The 14,574-nt window shown below is 54.4% G+C and carries 16 protein-coding genes; 12 read left to right on the top strand and 4 right to left on the bottom strand.

What is annotated here, in order from left to right; genetic code table 11:
* The 3 genes from ACFFK0_RS01405 to ACFFK0_RS01415 form a co-directional block, all read left to right on the top strand.
* A partial coding sequence (locus tag ACFFK0_RS01405) for an ASCH domain-containing protein (RefSeq protein WP_377467898.1) occupies nucleotides 1-566 on the top strand: 566 nt, incomplete at its 5' end.
* Nucleotides 567-1,348: 782 nt separating this feature from the next.
* Nucleotides 1,349-1,768, top strand: coding sequence for an aldo/keto reductase (locus ACFFK0_RS01410; protein ID WP_377467900.1), 420 nt, complete (start codon nucleotides 1,349-1,351; stop codon nucleotides 1,766-1,768).
* 15 nt (nucleotides 1,769-1,783) lie between these two features.
* Nucleotides 1,784-2,194 (top strand): cupin domain-containing protein, encoded by a 411-nt coding sequence (locus ACFFK0_RS01415; RefSeq protein ID WP_377467902.1) that lies wholly within the window; start codon nucleotides 1,784-1,786, stop codon nucleotides 2,192-2,194.
* A gap of 106 nt (nucleotides 2,195-2,300) precedes the next feature.
* On the opposite strand, the gene ACFFK0_RS01420 is transcribed toward ACFFK0_RS01415, so the two are convergent.
* Together ACFFK0_RS01420 and ACFFK0_RS01425 are read right to left on the bottom strand one after the other, a co-directional pair.
* Complete coding sequence (locus ACFFK0_RS01420; RefSeq protein ID WP_377467904.1) at nucleotides 2,301-3,602, bottom strand: HD-GYP domain-containing protein; 1,302 nt, start codon at nucleotides 3,600-3,602, stop codon at nucleotides 2,301-2,303.
* A 131-nt stretch (nucleotides 3,603-3,733) separates the two neighbouring features.
* Entirely contained in the window at nucleotides 3,734-5,179 is a 1,446-nt protein-coding gene (locus ACFFK0_RS01425; RefSeq protein WP_377468085.1) for an RsmB/NOP family class I SAM-dependent RNA methyltransferase, read from the bottom strand.
* A gap of 163 nt (nucleotides 5,180-5,342) precedes the next feature.
* Between ACFFK0_RS01425 and queD the strand changes: the two genes are divergently transcribed.
* From queD to ACFFK0_RS01445, 4 genes are all read left to right on the top strand, one after another.
* A complete protein-coding gene (gene queD, locus ACFFK0_RS01430; RefSeq protein WP_377467906.1) occupies nucleotides 5,343-5,813 on the top strand; it encodes a 6-carboxytetrahydropterin synthase QueD in 471 nt (156 codons plus the stop codon).
* A 1-nt stretch (nucleotide 5,814) separates the two neighbouring features.
* Complete coding sequence (locus ACFFK0_RS01435) at nucleotides 5,815-6,522, top strand: 7-carboxy-7-deazaguanine synthase QueE (protein ID WP_377467908.1); 708 nt, start codon at nucleotides 5,815-5,817, stop codon at nucleotides 6,520-6,522.
* A 29-nt stretch (nucleotides 6,523-6,551) separates the two neighbouring features.
* Entirely contained in the window at nucleotides 6,552-7,253 is a 702-nt protein-coding gene (gene queC / locus ACFFK0_RS01440) for a 7-cyano-7-deazaguanine synthase QueC (RefSeq protein WP_377467910.1), read from the top strand.
* Between the two features lie 608 nt (nucleotides 7,254-7,861).
* Nucleotides 7,862-9,592, top strand: coding sequence for an ABC transporter ATP-binding protein (locus ACFFK0_RS01445; protein ID WP_377467912.1), 1,731 nt, complete (start codon nucleotides 7,862-7,864; stop codon nucleotides 9,590-9,592).
* Between the two features lie 120 nt (nucleotides 9,593-9,712).
* On the opposite strand, the gene ACFFK0_RS01450 is transcribed toward ACFFK0_RS01445, so the two are convergent.
* On the bottom strand, nucleotides 9,713-10,141 hold the full coding sequence (locus tag ACFFK0_RS01450) for a helix-turn-helix domain-containing protein (protein WP_377467915.1): 429 nt from the start codon (nucleotides 10,139-10,141) through the stop codon (nucleotides 9,713-9,715).
* A 200-nt stretch (nucleotides 10,142-10,341) separates the two neighbouring features.
* Here ACFFK0_RS01450 and ACFFK0_RS01455 point away from each other — a divergent pair, with 200 nt between their 5' ends.
* From ACFFK0_RS01455 to ACFFK0_RS01475, 5 genes are all read left to right on the top strand, one after another.
* Nucleotides 10,342-10,548 carry a helix-turn-helix domain-containing protein gene (locus tag ACFFK0_RS01455; protein WP_377467917.1) on the top strand — a complete coding sequence of 69 codons (207 nt, stop codon included), beginning with the start codon at nucleotides 10,342-10,344 and terminating at the stop codon, nucleotides 10,546-10,548.
* A 247-nt stretch (nucleotides 10,549-10,795) separates the two neighbouring features.
* A complete protein-coding gene (locus ACFFK0_RS01460; protein ID WP_377467920.1) occupies nucleotides 10,796-11,071 on the top strand; it encodes a hypothetical protein in 276 nt (91 codons plus the stop codon).
* A gap of 122 nt (nucleotides 11,072-11,193) precedes the next feature.
* Nucleotides 11,194-11,652 carry a MarR family winged helix-turn-helix transcriptional regulator gene (locus ACFFK0_RS01465; protein ID WP_377467922.1) on the top strand — a complete coding sequence of 153 codons (459 nt, stop codon included), beginning with the start codon at nucleotides 11,194-11,196 and terminating at the stop codon, nucleotides 11,650-11,652.
* Nucleotides 11,649-12,599 carry an MsnO8 family LLM class oxidoreductase gene (locus tag ACFFK0_RS01470; RefSeq protein ID WP_377467924.1) on the top strand — a complete coding sequence of 317 codons (951 nt, stop codon included), beginning with the start codon at nucleotides 11,649-11,651 and terminating at the stop codon, nucleotides 12,597-12,599. Before ACFFK0_RS01465 ends, ACFFK0_RS01470 begins: the two co-directional genes overlap by 4 nt.
* A 41-nt stretch (nucleotides 12,600-12,640) precedes the next feature.
* Nucleotides 12,641-13,411, top strand: a complete 771-nt coding sequence (locus tag ACFFK0_RS01475; RefSeq protein ID WP_377467926.1) for a Cof-type HAD-IIB family hydrolase — start codon at nucleotides 12,641-12,643, stop codon at nucleotides 13,409-13,411.
* On the opposite strand, the gene ACFFK0_RS01480 is transcribed toward ACFFK0_RS01475, so the two are convergent.
* On the bottom strand, nucleotides 13,412-14,548 hold the full coding sequence (locus ACFFK0_RS01480) for a GGDEF domain-containing protein (protein WP_377467928.1): 1,137 nt from the start codon (nucleotides 14,546-14,548) through the stop codon (nucleotides 13,412-13,414).
* Between the last annotated feature and the right edge of the window lie 26 nt (nucleotides 14,549-14,574).

The raw sequence follows: 14,574 nt of genomic DNA on the forward strand, positions 1-14,574 counted from the left end.
AAACAAGACCCTGGCCGAAAGGCCAGAGCCGATGCGGGAATTTTTATTCCGAGAGGCTTAAGAATTATTTAGGAGGGACAGTTATGTCTTATGACTCATCTGTTAATTTGATGTGGGAGAAATTCATAGAAGCCAGCAGAAAGGAAGGAGTCCAGCCCGAGTCTTATAAATTTGTCTTTCGTTTTGGAGACAATAAAAAGAGTTCGGATGGATTGCTGTCATTAGTTCTTGGGCGGCGTAAGCGAGCTACTGCTTATTCACCTTGGTTTTTCGAGCATGACGGACTGCCTTTACCGCAGGTTGGAGATTACAGCATCGTGACAGATTGGGAAGGCATAGCCCGATGTATCATCCAAACTGTTCATACATGTACCGTGCCATTTATCGAGGTAGATGAAGAGTTTGCGATAATGGAAGGAGAGGGAGATCTAAGTCTGTCTTACTGGAGAATGGCACATGAATCATATCTGTCCAAGGAGTGCAAGCGTACAGGGAATGTCTTCTCCTACCAAATGCCTGTATTCTGTGAAGTGTTTACCGTAGTTTTTGAACCAATTACGGGATAACGCAGTCGTTAAGCCGGGAACGTTTGCTCGCAAAGCTCAGTTGGCCAGTTCGACCGACTGAGCTTTTTTTGCCAGCTGAATTTCACTAATACAATATGAATATCCGATTGGTCGTTCAAATCTTCGTCGACTACAAATTCATATCTAACAACACTCCTGTTTGTTCGGCTATGACACAAGGTGGTAAAGGCATTCCATTCCTGAACCACCATCCCACAGCCCGCACGACCGCTGCCCCAAATAATTGAAGAATCACATCTTCACTTAATCCTTGATTTTTTCCTTCGGTTACATCACTTCAACTTTATACTCTTGGACGATTAAATCGAGGAATCGACCACGAAAATAAGCTGCACTTTTCATGTTTAACATTGTTGAAAAATAATACATGATTGTTTGCAAAATATTCAAACCAATATGTTCAGTAATCCACATATCGCAAGAAAATGACGTTTGAAAATATGTCAAAGGTAATGGATACTGTTGCCTAGCATAACCGATGGTGTCCGAAATTTTATTTCCAAATCAACGCTTATTCATAATTTGTCTATTATTCAACGAACTGAATAGATTTGACCATTGCAATTATCCTGCTTTTGCTTAAAAATATAGGCAGGTGTTGATTAAACAAATCAGGTTTATTATTTCGCCCGACCGCTGCAAAACGGTTGCCTCAAGGTTTTGGGGCAACTTCAATTTGGTTATTCAAATGGTCTCGTGAGGCTATATTGAATCCGGAGTTGAAAAGCGGTCGAAAATTAATGGTAATGTTACGGTGACGATTGTTCCTTCAGGATGATATAGAGAATATTTTTGCAAGCTGCGAGATCAAGCCTATGGTAAATCAGATATTGGCGCATGTGAGCAATACTCCCTTGAAGCTAATTGAATTCTGTCAAAGGAATGACATCCTGGTAGAGGCATATTCGCCAATTGCACACGGTGCAGTCCTTGATCATGCGGAGATTAAGGCAATAGCAGATAAGTATGGAGTAACTGTTGCTCAGCTTTGCCTGCGTTATGATATCCAGCTTGGTCTTGTAGTCATTCCTAAGACGGCAAATCCGGATCACATGAGAAACAATGCGGAGCTTGATTTTGTTATCAGCGATGAAGATATGGAGATTCTTAAGAATGTAGAGCACATCCGGAATTACGGTGAGCATAGTTTCTTCCCGGTATTCGGCGGGAAATTAAAGTAAACAGGAGGAGCTAAAATGGCCAAGCATGAAGAAGTAAAACATGGCGTTATTTTCCCGGCGGGCGAAAAAAATGAAGCATTTGCACAATATTTCGTGGGGCAAAGTTATCTTCAATCCTTAGTAGCTGATCCTAAAGTGAATGTTGGTGTCGGGAATGTCACTTTTGAACCAGGATGCAGAAATAACTGGCATATTCATCGTGATGGGTATCAAATTTTATTAGTAACCGGCGGCGAAGGATGGTACCAGGAAGAAGGAAAGCCTGCTCAATTCTTAAAAGCCGGTGATGTTATCGTTACCTACGATGGCGTCAAACATTGGCATGGCGCTACAAAAGACAGCTGGTTTGAACATATCGCAATCACTGCAGGTAAACCGGAAAGGTTAGAACCGGTATCGGATGAGGAATATAACAAATTAACGTAATAGTTGAGTTTACGAAAAAGCCCTTATTTCTTGTCTGGATGGATAGTAATGAACAAGCACTTGTCCCTGTCGAAGGAAACAAGTGCTTGTCAGCATACACATATGATTATCCGGCGTAGTCCTGCAATCGTTCCTTCCGGACGTTGTCCAGCATCTCGATTCGCCTCTCATAAGACATGGATTCCAGCACCACCTGGGGGACTTCGCGCGTCGGCGAGCCCAGCAAATAATCGAGCAGCAGCTGTCTGAGATACGAATATTGCCTGCCGTTTAGCCCCTGAAAGAGCGGCTCCCGCTCAGCGAACCAATCGATCACTTCCATCAAGTCGTCTTCGCCGAACCATGTTCCGCACTCCGTTTCGTACACAATCCCCTTAGCCGATGTTTGCGAGCCATATACATCGACAATATGGAGGTGGCGGACCACTTTCAGATCGACGAATTCGCCTTCCACCTTCACGATCGGCTTCATCTCATCCTCGTTCGGAGACAAGTAAATAATTTCGCCGATACGCCCGTCCGACAGCTTGACTTGATTGCCGATGATCGAGGCTGCCAATCTGCGCATGAACATGTGTACGATGTTCGGCTGCAGCTCGCCGAAGGAGCCGGATTTCATCCGATCGATCACTTGCTGGAACGGCAGCGGTTCATGGTACGGTCTGCGGGATGACATGGCGTGGAAAATATCGACGATCGCCACGATTTTGGCGAAGAAATCGATCTTGTCTCCGCGTATGCCGAACGGATAGCCTTTGCCGTCTTCCCTCTCATGGTGCTGGAGCGCGACAAGGGCGGTGCGGTGGCTCGTTCCCTCGGTATTTTTGAGAATATCGTAGCCGAAGATCGTATGCTTCTGAATCAGCTTATACTCTTCTTCGGTCAGCTTGCCGGGCTTCTGCAAAATTTCGTCCGGTATGTTGACCTTTCCGACGTCATGAAGCGTTGCGGCCAGCGCCAAATGCTGGATGTCCGCTTCCGGCAGCTGCAGCCACATGCCGATCATGTTCGCCAGCACGCCGACGGCGATATTATGCTCGTACGTGTAAGTATCTTTGCCGCGGATATCGCGAAACAGCTGGAACAGGTCCGGATTCAGGGAAACCTCATGAATGCCGGGAACGATGCGCTTCTGAAACTCCGACAGCGGGACCTTATTCGTACGCTTGGCATAATCGAAGAGTTCCTCGGAGGACATGATCGTTTCGCGAAACAATTGATCGTAGGGGGAGTCGCCGACCGTTGACAACAAGGAGGGTTCGGCGTAGCTCAGCTCCGCCGGATCGATGCGATGTTTTTCGAGCAGCTGCAGGCTTCTCTCGGTCAATACCGTACCGCCTTGCAGAACGAGCAGGCCGAAGCTGTTAAGCACGTCGTGTTTTACTGTTTTTCCGAGCCATAACGACATGAAGAGCACTCCTTGCTGCAATTGCCGATTGTCATTTTCATAGTTATTTTCATTATAGGGGATGCCCCTTGCCATGTCTAGGTCAACGGTCAAAATTTGACAAAAAGAGCTATGGCGGCGTTCCTTATGCCCTAGCTGTGGCGGCGCAGCCCTTTCGGGTAATGGTTTTTGAGCTGTCCGCCGGACACTTTGCCCCAGCCGAGCGGGTAGCCGTCGACGGTGACGACGGTCCAGCCCGCGGCAAGCTCCGGCTGCGCGAGCGCCTCGCCGCGCAGGTACGCCGCCGCCTCGGGGGACTCCGCAGGCAGGCGGCATTCCCGGGCCGCGGCGCCGCGCGGGAGGGCAAGCGCGAGCGCGTGGGCCGGCTCGAACCGGCCGGCGCGGAGCGCGCCGAGGTGCAGGCCGGGGCGCAGCACCTTGAGGCCGGCGAGGTGTTCGCTGCGCAGCGCCCCGCCGGGGGCGTGCGGCAGCCAGTACAGCTGCTCGCCGAAGAGCAGCGGCTCCCCGGCGCCCGTGGCGAAGCCGGGCAGCGCCTCGCTGCGGAACGCGTCCCAGCGTTCCGCGGCCTCGCGCAGGCGCGGCGCCCCTGCGGGGCCCGTGCCGCCGCGCCGCGCGCGTTTGCCGGAGGCGGGGGCGATGCGGGCTTCGCCCGGCCCCGCCTCCGGCCCGGCGCTGCTGCCGCGCAGCCGCAGCAGCGCGGCGAAGTGGCCCTCACCGCGAACGCGGTGCGGCCACAGCCGCTCCGTGCGCTCAAGCTCGAGCGCCGGCTCCAGGGCGAGCAGCCGGGCGACGAGCCGCTCGTTCTCTTCTTCGTTGAACGTACACGTCGAATAGACGAGCCGCCCGCCCGGCTTCAGCATCCGGATCGCAGCCATAGCGATATCCTCCTGGCGCGCGGCGCACATATCCACGTGGGCCGGCGACCATTCGAGGGTTGCATCCGGATCCTTGCGGAACATGCCTTCACCCGAGCAGGGCGCATCCAGCATAATCGCGTCGAACGCCTGCGGAAACCGCTCCGCCAGCTCGTCCGGCGAGGCGCTGACGACGATTGCGTTCGCGGCGCCGATCCGCTCCACGTTCTCCGATAAAATTTTGGCGCGAGCCGGGTGAATTTCATTCGATACGAGCAGGCCTTCGCCCTGAAGCTTGCCGAGCAGCTGCGTCGTCTTGCCGCCCGGGGCCGCAGCGAGGTCGAGCACGAATTCGCCGGGAACCGGCGCGAGCAGCTCGGCCGGCGCCATCGCCGACGGCTCTTGCATGTAGTAAAGGCCCGCCTGGTGGTACGGGTGCTTGCCCGGCCGCGCTTCTTCGTCGATATAGTAGCCGGTCGGGCACCACGGGACGGGGGTTAATCCGAACATCTCGCGAATCGTACTCGCGGTCGGATTCTCAATCCCCAGCTTTAACGGGTTCAAGCGCAGGCCGTGAGTGCGGGGCTCCCCGTAGGAGCGCAGGAATTCGTCCGCCTCACCTCCCAGCTGTCGTTTGATCCTTTCCATATAGGCTTCAGGTAGCTGCACGCTCACAGTTTCTGGTCTCCTTCGGTTCAATCGCTCATAGGTTAGAATATCCATCTGTCGCAATTTGACGCTACATGCTATAATAGTAGAGCTTTTTTGCTAGCCGCATCGGACCGGGGCTGACGCGAGTGTCACGATAGCCGGCTGAATCCGCCCCGGTAAACGCGCACGTCCATACGGACGGCGTATGCCGTTGATCTGGAAATGAGGGAGCATCATGGAATACGAAATTCCGCGTAAAATCCAAACGCTCGGTGAAGACATCCACGAGCATCAACTCAAATATCATAACAAAACCGTGCTCGTCTCGAAAGAGTTCACGTTCGACAGCGCCCACCATCTGCATTGCTATGAAGGAAAGTGCAAGAGCTTGCACGGTCACACGTACAAGCTGCAGGTCGTCATGAGCGGCAAGGTCGATGCGCGCGGGCTGACGATCGATTTCGGCGACATTAAGCGGATCGCCAAGGAGCGCGTCATCGATGTGCTGGACCACCGCTACTTGAACGAAGTGCTGCCGCCCATGAATACGACGGCGGAAAACATGGTCGTCTGGATGTACGAGCAGCTTCAGGCGGGACTTGTGGAGGAAGGGCTGTACCCGGCGGTCCGGCTTGAAGAAGTGAAGCTCTGGGAGACGCCGACCAGCTATGCCGCCGTGACGCGCTCTTTGATGGAGGAGGCGTAACATGACTGCAGAGATGGGCGTGCGCGATGCCGCCGCTATCAAGCTGCCTATGGTGGAGATCTTCGAGACCGTCGAGGGAGAAGGAACGGGCGCCGGGTTTCCGACCGTATTCGTCCGGTTGTTCGGCTGCAACCTGCGCTGCACTTGGTGTGACACAACGTATTCGTACCCGCCGGCCGAGGCCGAATTCGTGATGACGATCAGGGACATCGTCGAACGCGTGCAGTCGTACCAGTCACGCCGTATTTGTTTGACGGGCGGCGAGCCACTGCTGTACGGAGACAAGTCGCTGGCTTTGGCCGCAGCGCTGGCGGCGCTGCCGCATATCGAGGACGTGCATATCGAGACGAACGGGGCGATCGACCTCGCTCCGTTCATCTCCGGCATCGATTCCCCCAAAGTCCGGTACATTATGGATTACAAGCTGCCCGATTCGGGCGAGTCGGATAAAATGGTGCCGACGAACTTCGCTCTGCTTCGTCCGCAGGACGAGCTGAAGTTTGTGATCGGCAGCGCGGCGGACTTCGAGGAGGCATGCCGCATTTTGACACGGTATCCGACCGCAGCGCTGCCGCTGTTCAGTCCGGTGTGGGAGACGATGCCGCCCCGCCGGCTCGTGGAGCTCATGCTGGAGCGGGGCTTGACGAACGTCAAGCTGAATATGCAGCTGCACAAAGTCATTTGGGATCCCGCCATGCGGGGCGTATAAACTATTCGTTAAGTTAGGAGTATGATCCGATGAGCAAGAAAGCCGTCATTATTTTGAGCGGAGGACTCGACAGCACGACGTGCATGGGCATCGCCGCAGCGGAAGGGTACGAGCTGTACCCGATTACATTCGATTATGGCCAGCGCCACAAAATCGAGCTGAACAACGCGAGGAAGGTCGCTGCCTATTACGGCGTTCTTGACCGCCATCGGGTGATCCGCATGGATTTCCTGCGCGACTTCGGCGGCAGCGCGTTGACGGACGATACGATTGATGTTCCGGATATGTCAGGTGCAGGCGAAGAGGGGACGTCGGAGTCCGACATTCCTGTTACCTACGTGCCCGGCCGCAATTTGCTGTTCCTGTCGATCGCGACCTCGTATGCGGAAGTGACCGGCGCCGACGCGATTTACATTGGGGTCAATGCGCTCGACTACTCCGGCTATCCGGACTGCCGTCCGGAATTCATCGCCAAGGTGGAGGAAGTCATCGCGCTTGCCACGAAGGTAGGCGTCGAAGGCAAAGGCATTCGCATCGAAACGCCGCTGATTCATTGGTCGAAAGCGGAAATTATCCGCGAAGGCATGAAGCTCGGTGTGCCGTACGAGCTCACCACTTCCTGCTACAACGGCCGCGAGGAAGCGTGCGGGGTTTGCGACAGCTGCCGGCTGCGCCTGAAAGGGTTCGAGGAAGCCGGTTCGAGCGATCCGATTCGTTACGAGCGTTCATAAGATAGCGTGAGAACAAGGCGTATACCGGGCCTCCGAAGTAGGGGGACGGTGTGCGCTTTATTTTTGCGGAATGAAGTTGTGGCTTAAAGCAGGGGGGCGCGGGGGGCAGGTGGCGTTCTCTCCAATAGGAGTTTGCTAACCCTATGACTTTATTCAACTATTATAAAGCGATCGATATTATTAATCAAAATAGGAAAATGACTTACTTTGTTGGACCACAGTCGGATGATTTGATAAATTTAGCCGAAAAGCGTTTAAATCATTCCTCAGTTCCAGATGCAATTTGGTACACATTTACAGAGAGAAGCAGTGAATTATAAAAGTTGATTCAACGAAAGAAAGCGGACTTTTTGTTCGCATGTCGATTCAAAAGTGGGATATCATCTCTAAAAGGGCGCGAAGCGGAATCTTACATGAAGACGATTATTATGTAAATTGACTACCAGAGAGTGCAAACCGCTTGGCGGCCTCACAAACGCCTCGTCACCCCAAGTCTTCTCCCCAAACTTCCCCCCGCCAAATCGGCTATCATCCAATCTTTCCCTTGACCCGGCTCGCTCCCGTTCCTTATCATGGGTACAACATGAACAAGGAGGCTGTTCTCACCGATGTCGACGATACGTCGCTTTATCGCTTATTATCGGCCGCACCGGCGGCTGTTTTATTTGGATTTCGGCTGCGCCGTCCTCGCTGCTCTGCTGGAGCTGGCGTTTCCGCTCGCGGTACAGCGGATGGTCGATACGGAGCTGCCCGGCGGGAACTGGACGGCGATCATGTGGGCAAGCGCAGGGCTGCTCGCGCTGTATCTGATTTCCATGGGGATGCAGTTCATCGTTAACTACTTCGGTCATATGCTTGGGATCAATATCGAAACGGATATGAGGCAGAAGCTTTACGAGCACGTGCAGAGACTGTCGTTCCGCTTCTTCGACAATACGAAGACGGGCAGTTTGATGTCAAGGCTGACGAACGATCTGTTTGAGATCGGCGAGCTGGCGCATCACGGACCGGAGGACATATTCATCGCGATGATGACTTTCGTCGGCGCGTTCGGCATTATGATGATGGTCAACGGCAAGCTGGCGCTCATTACGTTCACGGTCGTGCCGCTGCTCGTATGGCTGATCGTATTTTTCAACAAGAAGCTGCACGTCGCGGCCGACGACATGTTTTCCCGCATTGCCGACATCAATGCACGGGTGGAGGACAGCATTTCCGGTATCCGCGTCGTGAAGTCGTTCGGCAACGAGCAGCATGAAATCGACGAGTTCCAAGCCAACAACAAACGGTTCCGGAAAGCCAAGCTGCGTTCATACTTGTCGATCTCCTTCTCTTCGTCGGGCATGTACATGCTGACGCGACTCATTCCGCTCATCGTGCTCGTATGCGGCGCCTGGTTTGCTTACCGGGGAGAGCTGACTTATGGACAACTGGTCGGATTTTTGCTGTATGTGAACATTTTTCTGAAGCCGATTGAGCGGATTAACGCGTTTATGGAGAGCTATCCGAAGGGGATGGCGGGGTTCAAGCGGTTTTGCGAGCTGATGGATACGGCGCCGGACATTCGCGATGCGCCGGGTGCAATCGAGGTTAGGCAGCTGCGCGGCGACATTGTGCTTAGCCAAGTAACGTTCGGGTATGAAGGCCATTCGAAGGTGCTGAAGCAGGTAAACCTCGAGGTAAAGGCCGGCGAAACGATCGCGCTCGTCGGTCCGTCGGGTGCAGGCAAGTCGACGATTTGCTCGCTCATCCCGCGTTTCTATGAAGTGGATGAAGGCGCGATTACGATCGATGGCATCGACATCCGCAAAATGACGCAGTCTTCGCTGCGCAGCCAAATCGGCATCGTGCAGCAGGACGTATTCCTGTTCAACGGCACGATCCGCGACAATATCGGCTACGGCCGGCTCGGCGCTTCCGAGCGGGACATCCGCGAGGCGGCCCGCCGGGCTCATTTGGAAGCGTTCCTCGATTCGCTGCCGGATGGACTTGACACGGTCATCGGGGAGCGGGGGCTGAAGCTGTCGGGAGGTCAGCGGCAGAGGCTGGCGATCGCCCGGATGTTCCTGAAAAATCCGCCGATCCTGATCCTCGACGAAGCGACGTCGGCGCTGGATACGGAGACGGAGCAAATCATTCAGCAATCGCTGGAGGAGCTGTCGCGCAACCGCACGACGCTTGTCATCGCCCACCGGCTGGCCACGATCCGCCACGCCGACCGCATCGTCGTGGTGACGGAGGACGGCATCGCCGAGCAAGGGCGGCATGAGGAGCTGCTCCGGCAAGGCGGCGTTTATGCGAGGCTGCATGAAGCCCAGTTCGGAACAATAACCGCATAAAACAACAAATCTCCTGTTCGTAAGCCAGACGAAAATTATTCATTCCGCTATGGTCATAAATGGTCATAAAGCCCCGGAACAGATCCGACGATCCGACCGGGGCTTTTATGCGTCCGTGCCTTACGGTTCTGCCGGCGTACTTCGTCTTGACGCGGCATATTCCGCTGCATCACCTTCCGCCTGCTTGCCGCGCCAGAACAGGACGGTCAGCATGCGCTCGATCCATTCCTTATCGGTGTCCGTCAGCAGGGCTCCGTCAAACATAAGGTCGTTCTCGCGAAGGAAACGGCGCAAATTGACCGGAGCTTTCGCAGCCGGCGGCTTGTCCTGCTCCTTCGACTCCAAATAGCCGGCAATTTCCATTAGCGAAGAATACGAGACGTTGAGTCCCTCCGATAGCTTCATGAGCACATCGGGAGAAGGTACGCCGCGGTTTCCGTTCTCCAATTGGGAAATATACGCGGCGGAGACGCCGGAACGGTCGGCGAGCTCACGGATCGTAAAGCCTTTCAGCTTGCGTAAGTCTCGCAAATGATCGTAAAAATACATCGACACAACACCCGCAGTAAATAATAGTTGGCATTAGTAAACATTAGTGAATAAATCTATCATACCGCGCAGCCAAGGCGATGGCAACTTGGTTGAAATAACAGTCACTTAAGTAAACAAATATGGTTGCATAAGTAAAGATTAATGGTATAATGGAAATCATGGGAACAGGATGAGAACGAGAGGAGGCAAGCCAATCTATGAAAATTACCGCAAAATCGGAAGTGTTCGCACGCGCCAGAATCGTGCAAGGGTTGTCTCAGCGGGATTTGGCGAGAAGAGCTGGACTAAGTCATTCGTACATCAGCCTGTTGGAGCGCTCCGTCAAACCGGTTGGACCGGCTACGGCCAAACGGCTGAGCGATTTGCTTCAGCGTCAAGTGGAGGAATTGTTCGAGATCCATTAGTCAGGGCAATGAACGTCGGCACAATCAACCCAATATTTTCAACGCTCCCCGAGTTTATAGAATGATTCATATCAGCCAGAACGTATAGATCTGATGAGACCCTTCCCCCTCTTTACCACGATGAACAGTAAGAATGGAGCTATTGATCAAAGGTTTCATGTAAAAGTGCAGCCATTTTGATCATGAATCGGTTATTTGAGGCGAATGGATGTAAAAGTGCAGTCATCTTTGCTGCGAAGGGGCGGGTATGGACGTTTTAAATCAAATGGCTGCATATTTGCAGGAATCGAGCCTAGACATCTGGCTATTCGATAGATTCCTGTATTTACGCAGGCTTTTCTTGTGGGAAAATGCTTGTCCCATGTTTCGCCATGTTCGAGTATGGCTTGTCGCAGCATTCGTGTTCGAAGTGGAATGGTTTGTTGGAGGAGAAAACATACACCCGACCGCAGCAGCCGTGAAAGCTATCGATGCCGGCATTGCCGTCATTATAGCAACGGCGAAGAATAGCGGCATCAAGTAACTCCATATAGATCAAACTGCGGCGAGCATATCGCCGCTTTCTTATTGTGACCGATGCCTCACCCTTGACAATCTACACCACATAAAGTTTACTTGGTAAATGAAAGGGGCGTAAGCGGGTCTATGCACAATCAATCGGAGCTCGGCAAACAATTGGCGCTAGTCTTCGGACAGCTGCGCCGGTCCATTCTGAAAGGTAAAGCGGTACAGGATTTAAAGGCAAACGAATTTCAATTCCTGGCGGCGCTGGATGTATTGGCTGCGAATGAACATAACGGTCAAGGCGTGAAAATATCCGCGGTCAGCTCGGCCTTCCGCATCACGCAAGCGGCGGCTACCCATAAGCTGAAGGCGCTCGAGGAGAAGGGCTACGTCATCCGTACGGAAAGCACCGAAGATAAACGCGTGTCGCTTGTACGTCCGACCCCGAAAGGGGAGCGGCTGGTCGCAGCGGAAGAGGAGCGATATCTCGAGCAGTTTGCGGGGCTAGCGGCCCGGCTCGGGGAACGGGACGGAGCGGAGCTGCTGCGGCTGCTGGAGCGGACGATGGCATATTTTCAAGAACGGGAGGCGAACGAATGACGGCAACGCGCAGCTGGAGCATTCTCGATTTCGTACCTCTCTTGGAACAAGCCGATGCAGCCGAGGCGCTGCAGGAGTCCGTACGGCTTGCCAGGGCCGCTGAAGCGTGGGGGTTCCGGCGGTACTGGGTGACGGAGCATCACGATATGCCGGGTGTCGCATCCACGAATACGGAAGTGATGCTGGCGTATCTTGGGGCCCATACGTCGACCATACGGATCGGCTCAGGGGCTCTGCTGCTCCCGTATTATAAGCCCGTCAAAGCGGTGGAGGCGTTCCACCTGCTGGCAGCCATGTTTCCGGGACGGGTCGACTTCGGCATCGGCAGAGCGCCGGGCGGAAATGCGCATGTCTCCATGGCGCTGAGCGACTCGTATCTGAAGCAGGTTCGGAACATGCCGCAGCTGCTCGACGATGTCGTAAGCTTGCTGGCGAACCGGTATCGCGTGGAGGGAGAACCGGTTGCGGCAAGACCGCTGCCGCCTGTGCCTCCCGAGCTGTGGCTGCTGGGCACGAATGCCAGGAGCGCTCAATATGCAGCCGAGCGCGGAGCCGGATACGTGTTCGGCCAATTTATGAGTGCGGAGGACGGCGAGACGGTGCTGAATTCGTATCGGTCGAAATTCGTGCCGTCCGAGCTCGGACAGAAGCCCCGGACGATCGTTGCGGTCGGCGTCGTGTGCGCGAAGAGCGAAGAAGAGGCGAGAGAAGTGTCGCTGCAAGGGGCGAAGGCGGCCTTCGGGGAGCGGGCTGCAGCTGCGGCTGACGATCCTGCGACCAGCGCCCGCAAGCTGGTGTACGGTAAGCCGGATCGTGTCATCCGCAAGCTGGATGAGCTGCAGCGGCAATACGAAGCGGATGAGCTGCTGCTGGTGACGATGACAGGCACGTATGCGCAGCGTCTGGAATCGTTCCGGTTGCTCGCCGAGGCGAACGGCGTGATATAATAGGAGCATGCTTATAGACAGATAGGATAGGAGTGGAGCCGTTGATCAAGCTGGTCGCTTTCGATGTGGACGGAACGCTGAGAGAGAGAGACTATATGCCGGAATCGACCCGTGAGGCGGTTGCCGAGCTGAAGAGCCGCGGAATAATCGTCGCGCTGTGCACCGGGCGCAGCGAATTTGAGGTAGGGGCGCTGCAGAAGGAGCTCGATATCGAATGGGCGATTACGTGCAACGGGGCTCATATCGGGCATAAAGGAACAACGGTATTCGGAACGCCGTTCGAGCCGGAGCTCGTTCGTCATTGGCTGGATACGGCGGATGAGAACGGACATGGCCTGCTGCTCTACGGAGCGGAGCTGATGCTGACGAATCGGCCGAATGACCCTCTGTTTCGTCAAGCCCAGGAGGAGATCGGCTTTCTGGAGCCGGTTGTTCTGCGCCGGGAGGATGATGTTCCTCCAATCTATCAGTGTATTGCATACGTCCGCGAGCACGAAGAGCAGCCGTATATCGGCAGCGATCCGGGCAAGTTTTATTTGCACAGATGGCGCCCTTGGGCGGTCGACATCAACCCGAAGGGCACGCATAAGGCTGCAGGTCTGCTGCGGCTGCTCGATCATCTCGGCGTCAGGCGCGAAGAAGCCGCCGCGTTCGGCGACGGCTTCAATGATGTCGAGCTGCTGGAATTCGTCGGCACCGGCATTGCCATGGGCAATGCGCCGGACGCTGTGAAGGCAAGAGCGCGCCATGTGACGACTTCAATGCACGATGACGGCATCCGCAACGGTGTCGACCGCTACGTGTTGAGCTGATCAGCCGTAACTGACGACTTTATTTTTCCCGCTCGTCTTCGCTTTGTACATCGCTTCATCCGCCTGGCGGATCAGCTCGTTCGGAGAAATGCCGCTCTTGTATTTGCTGTAGCCGATCGACGCGGTCACAATCGTTTCGGCTTCAATGCGGGAGCGGATTTTCTCGGCGAACTGGTCCATGTCAATCGTAGGATCCGTAATCAGCAGCACCATCTCCTCGCCCCCGTACCGTCCTGCAACTCCGCATTCCTCACTCTCCTGCTTCAATATCTCCGCGACCTGCTTCAGTACCTCGTCTCCCATATGGTGACCCTTCGTATCGTTCAGCTTTTTGAAATTATCGATATCACTAAACAAAACCGATACCGGATAACCGTGCTGGACGTATTGCGATACGCGTTTATCGAAAAATTTTCGGTTGTAGAGCCGGGTCAGCCCGTCCGTTATGGACGTATTATAGATCGCTTGCATGATTTCAACGACGCGTTCGAACAAAAATATAAACAGAATAAAATAAAATACGACCGGCAGCACAGCCTTCAGCAAGGACAGAAAAGGCTGCGCGTCGCCGAACACGTAGCGGTTCAGCACGTGGGCAACATGTTCGGTGAAGTAAATCGTCATCGCCGCTTGATACTTGCCCGTTTGCGCGATAAAAGGGCTGATCAGATTGAAGCTGAGGAAAATAAGCACAAACAAATAGAGATCCATCCCGAGTCCCTGCAGCATTCGAACCTGCGCGTCCGTACCCTGAAACAGGCTCGGCATGTAGATATGCAGCAGCGATACGGCTCCCGCGCCGAGCAGGAACATCGTCATCATGATCCGGTGCTTGGCCCTCGTTGGATTGTACAGCTGAAATATGCTCATATTGACGAGCAAGAACGATACGGTCCGCAGCAGCAGCGTCCAGTAGGCGATCGTCTCGGAGGGCTGAGCGGACGAGTGCAGGTAAAGCTGAAGGGCGTACTGCGCCATAATGATGCCGATCGACCAGGCGAGCGAGCGGTAAGCTTTCTTGCGGCGATCCACCCAAAGACGAACGGCGATCACGAGCATTAACGATAAGATGACGAGTACGACGAGATCGGAGATCAGCGGGGCTGCACGGCCCGACTGCAGGTCGATAGAAATCATGGAGTTCCTCCGAATATATGATGAAT

The organism is Paenibacillus chartarius (assembly GCF_042432825.1).
Taxonomy (GTDB): Bacteria; Bacillota; Bacilli; order Paenibacillales; family NBRC-103111; genus Gordoniibacillus; species Gordoniibacillus chartarius.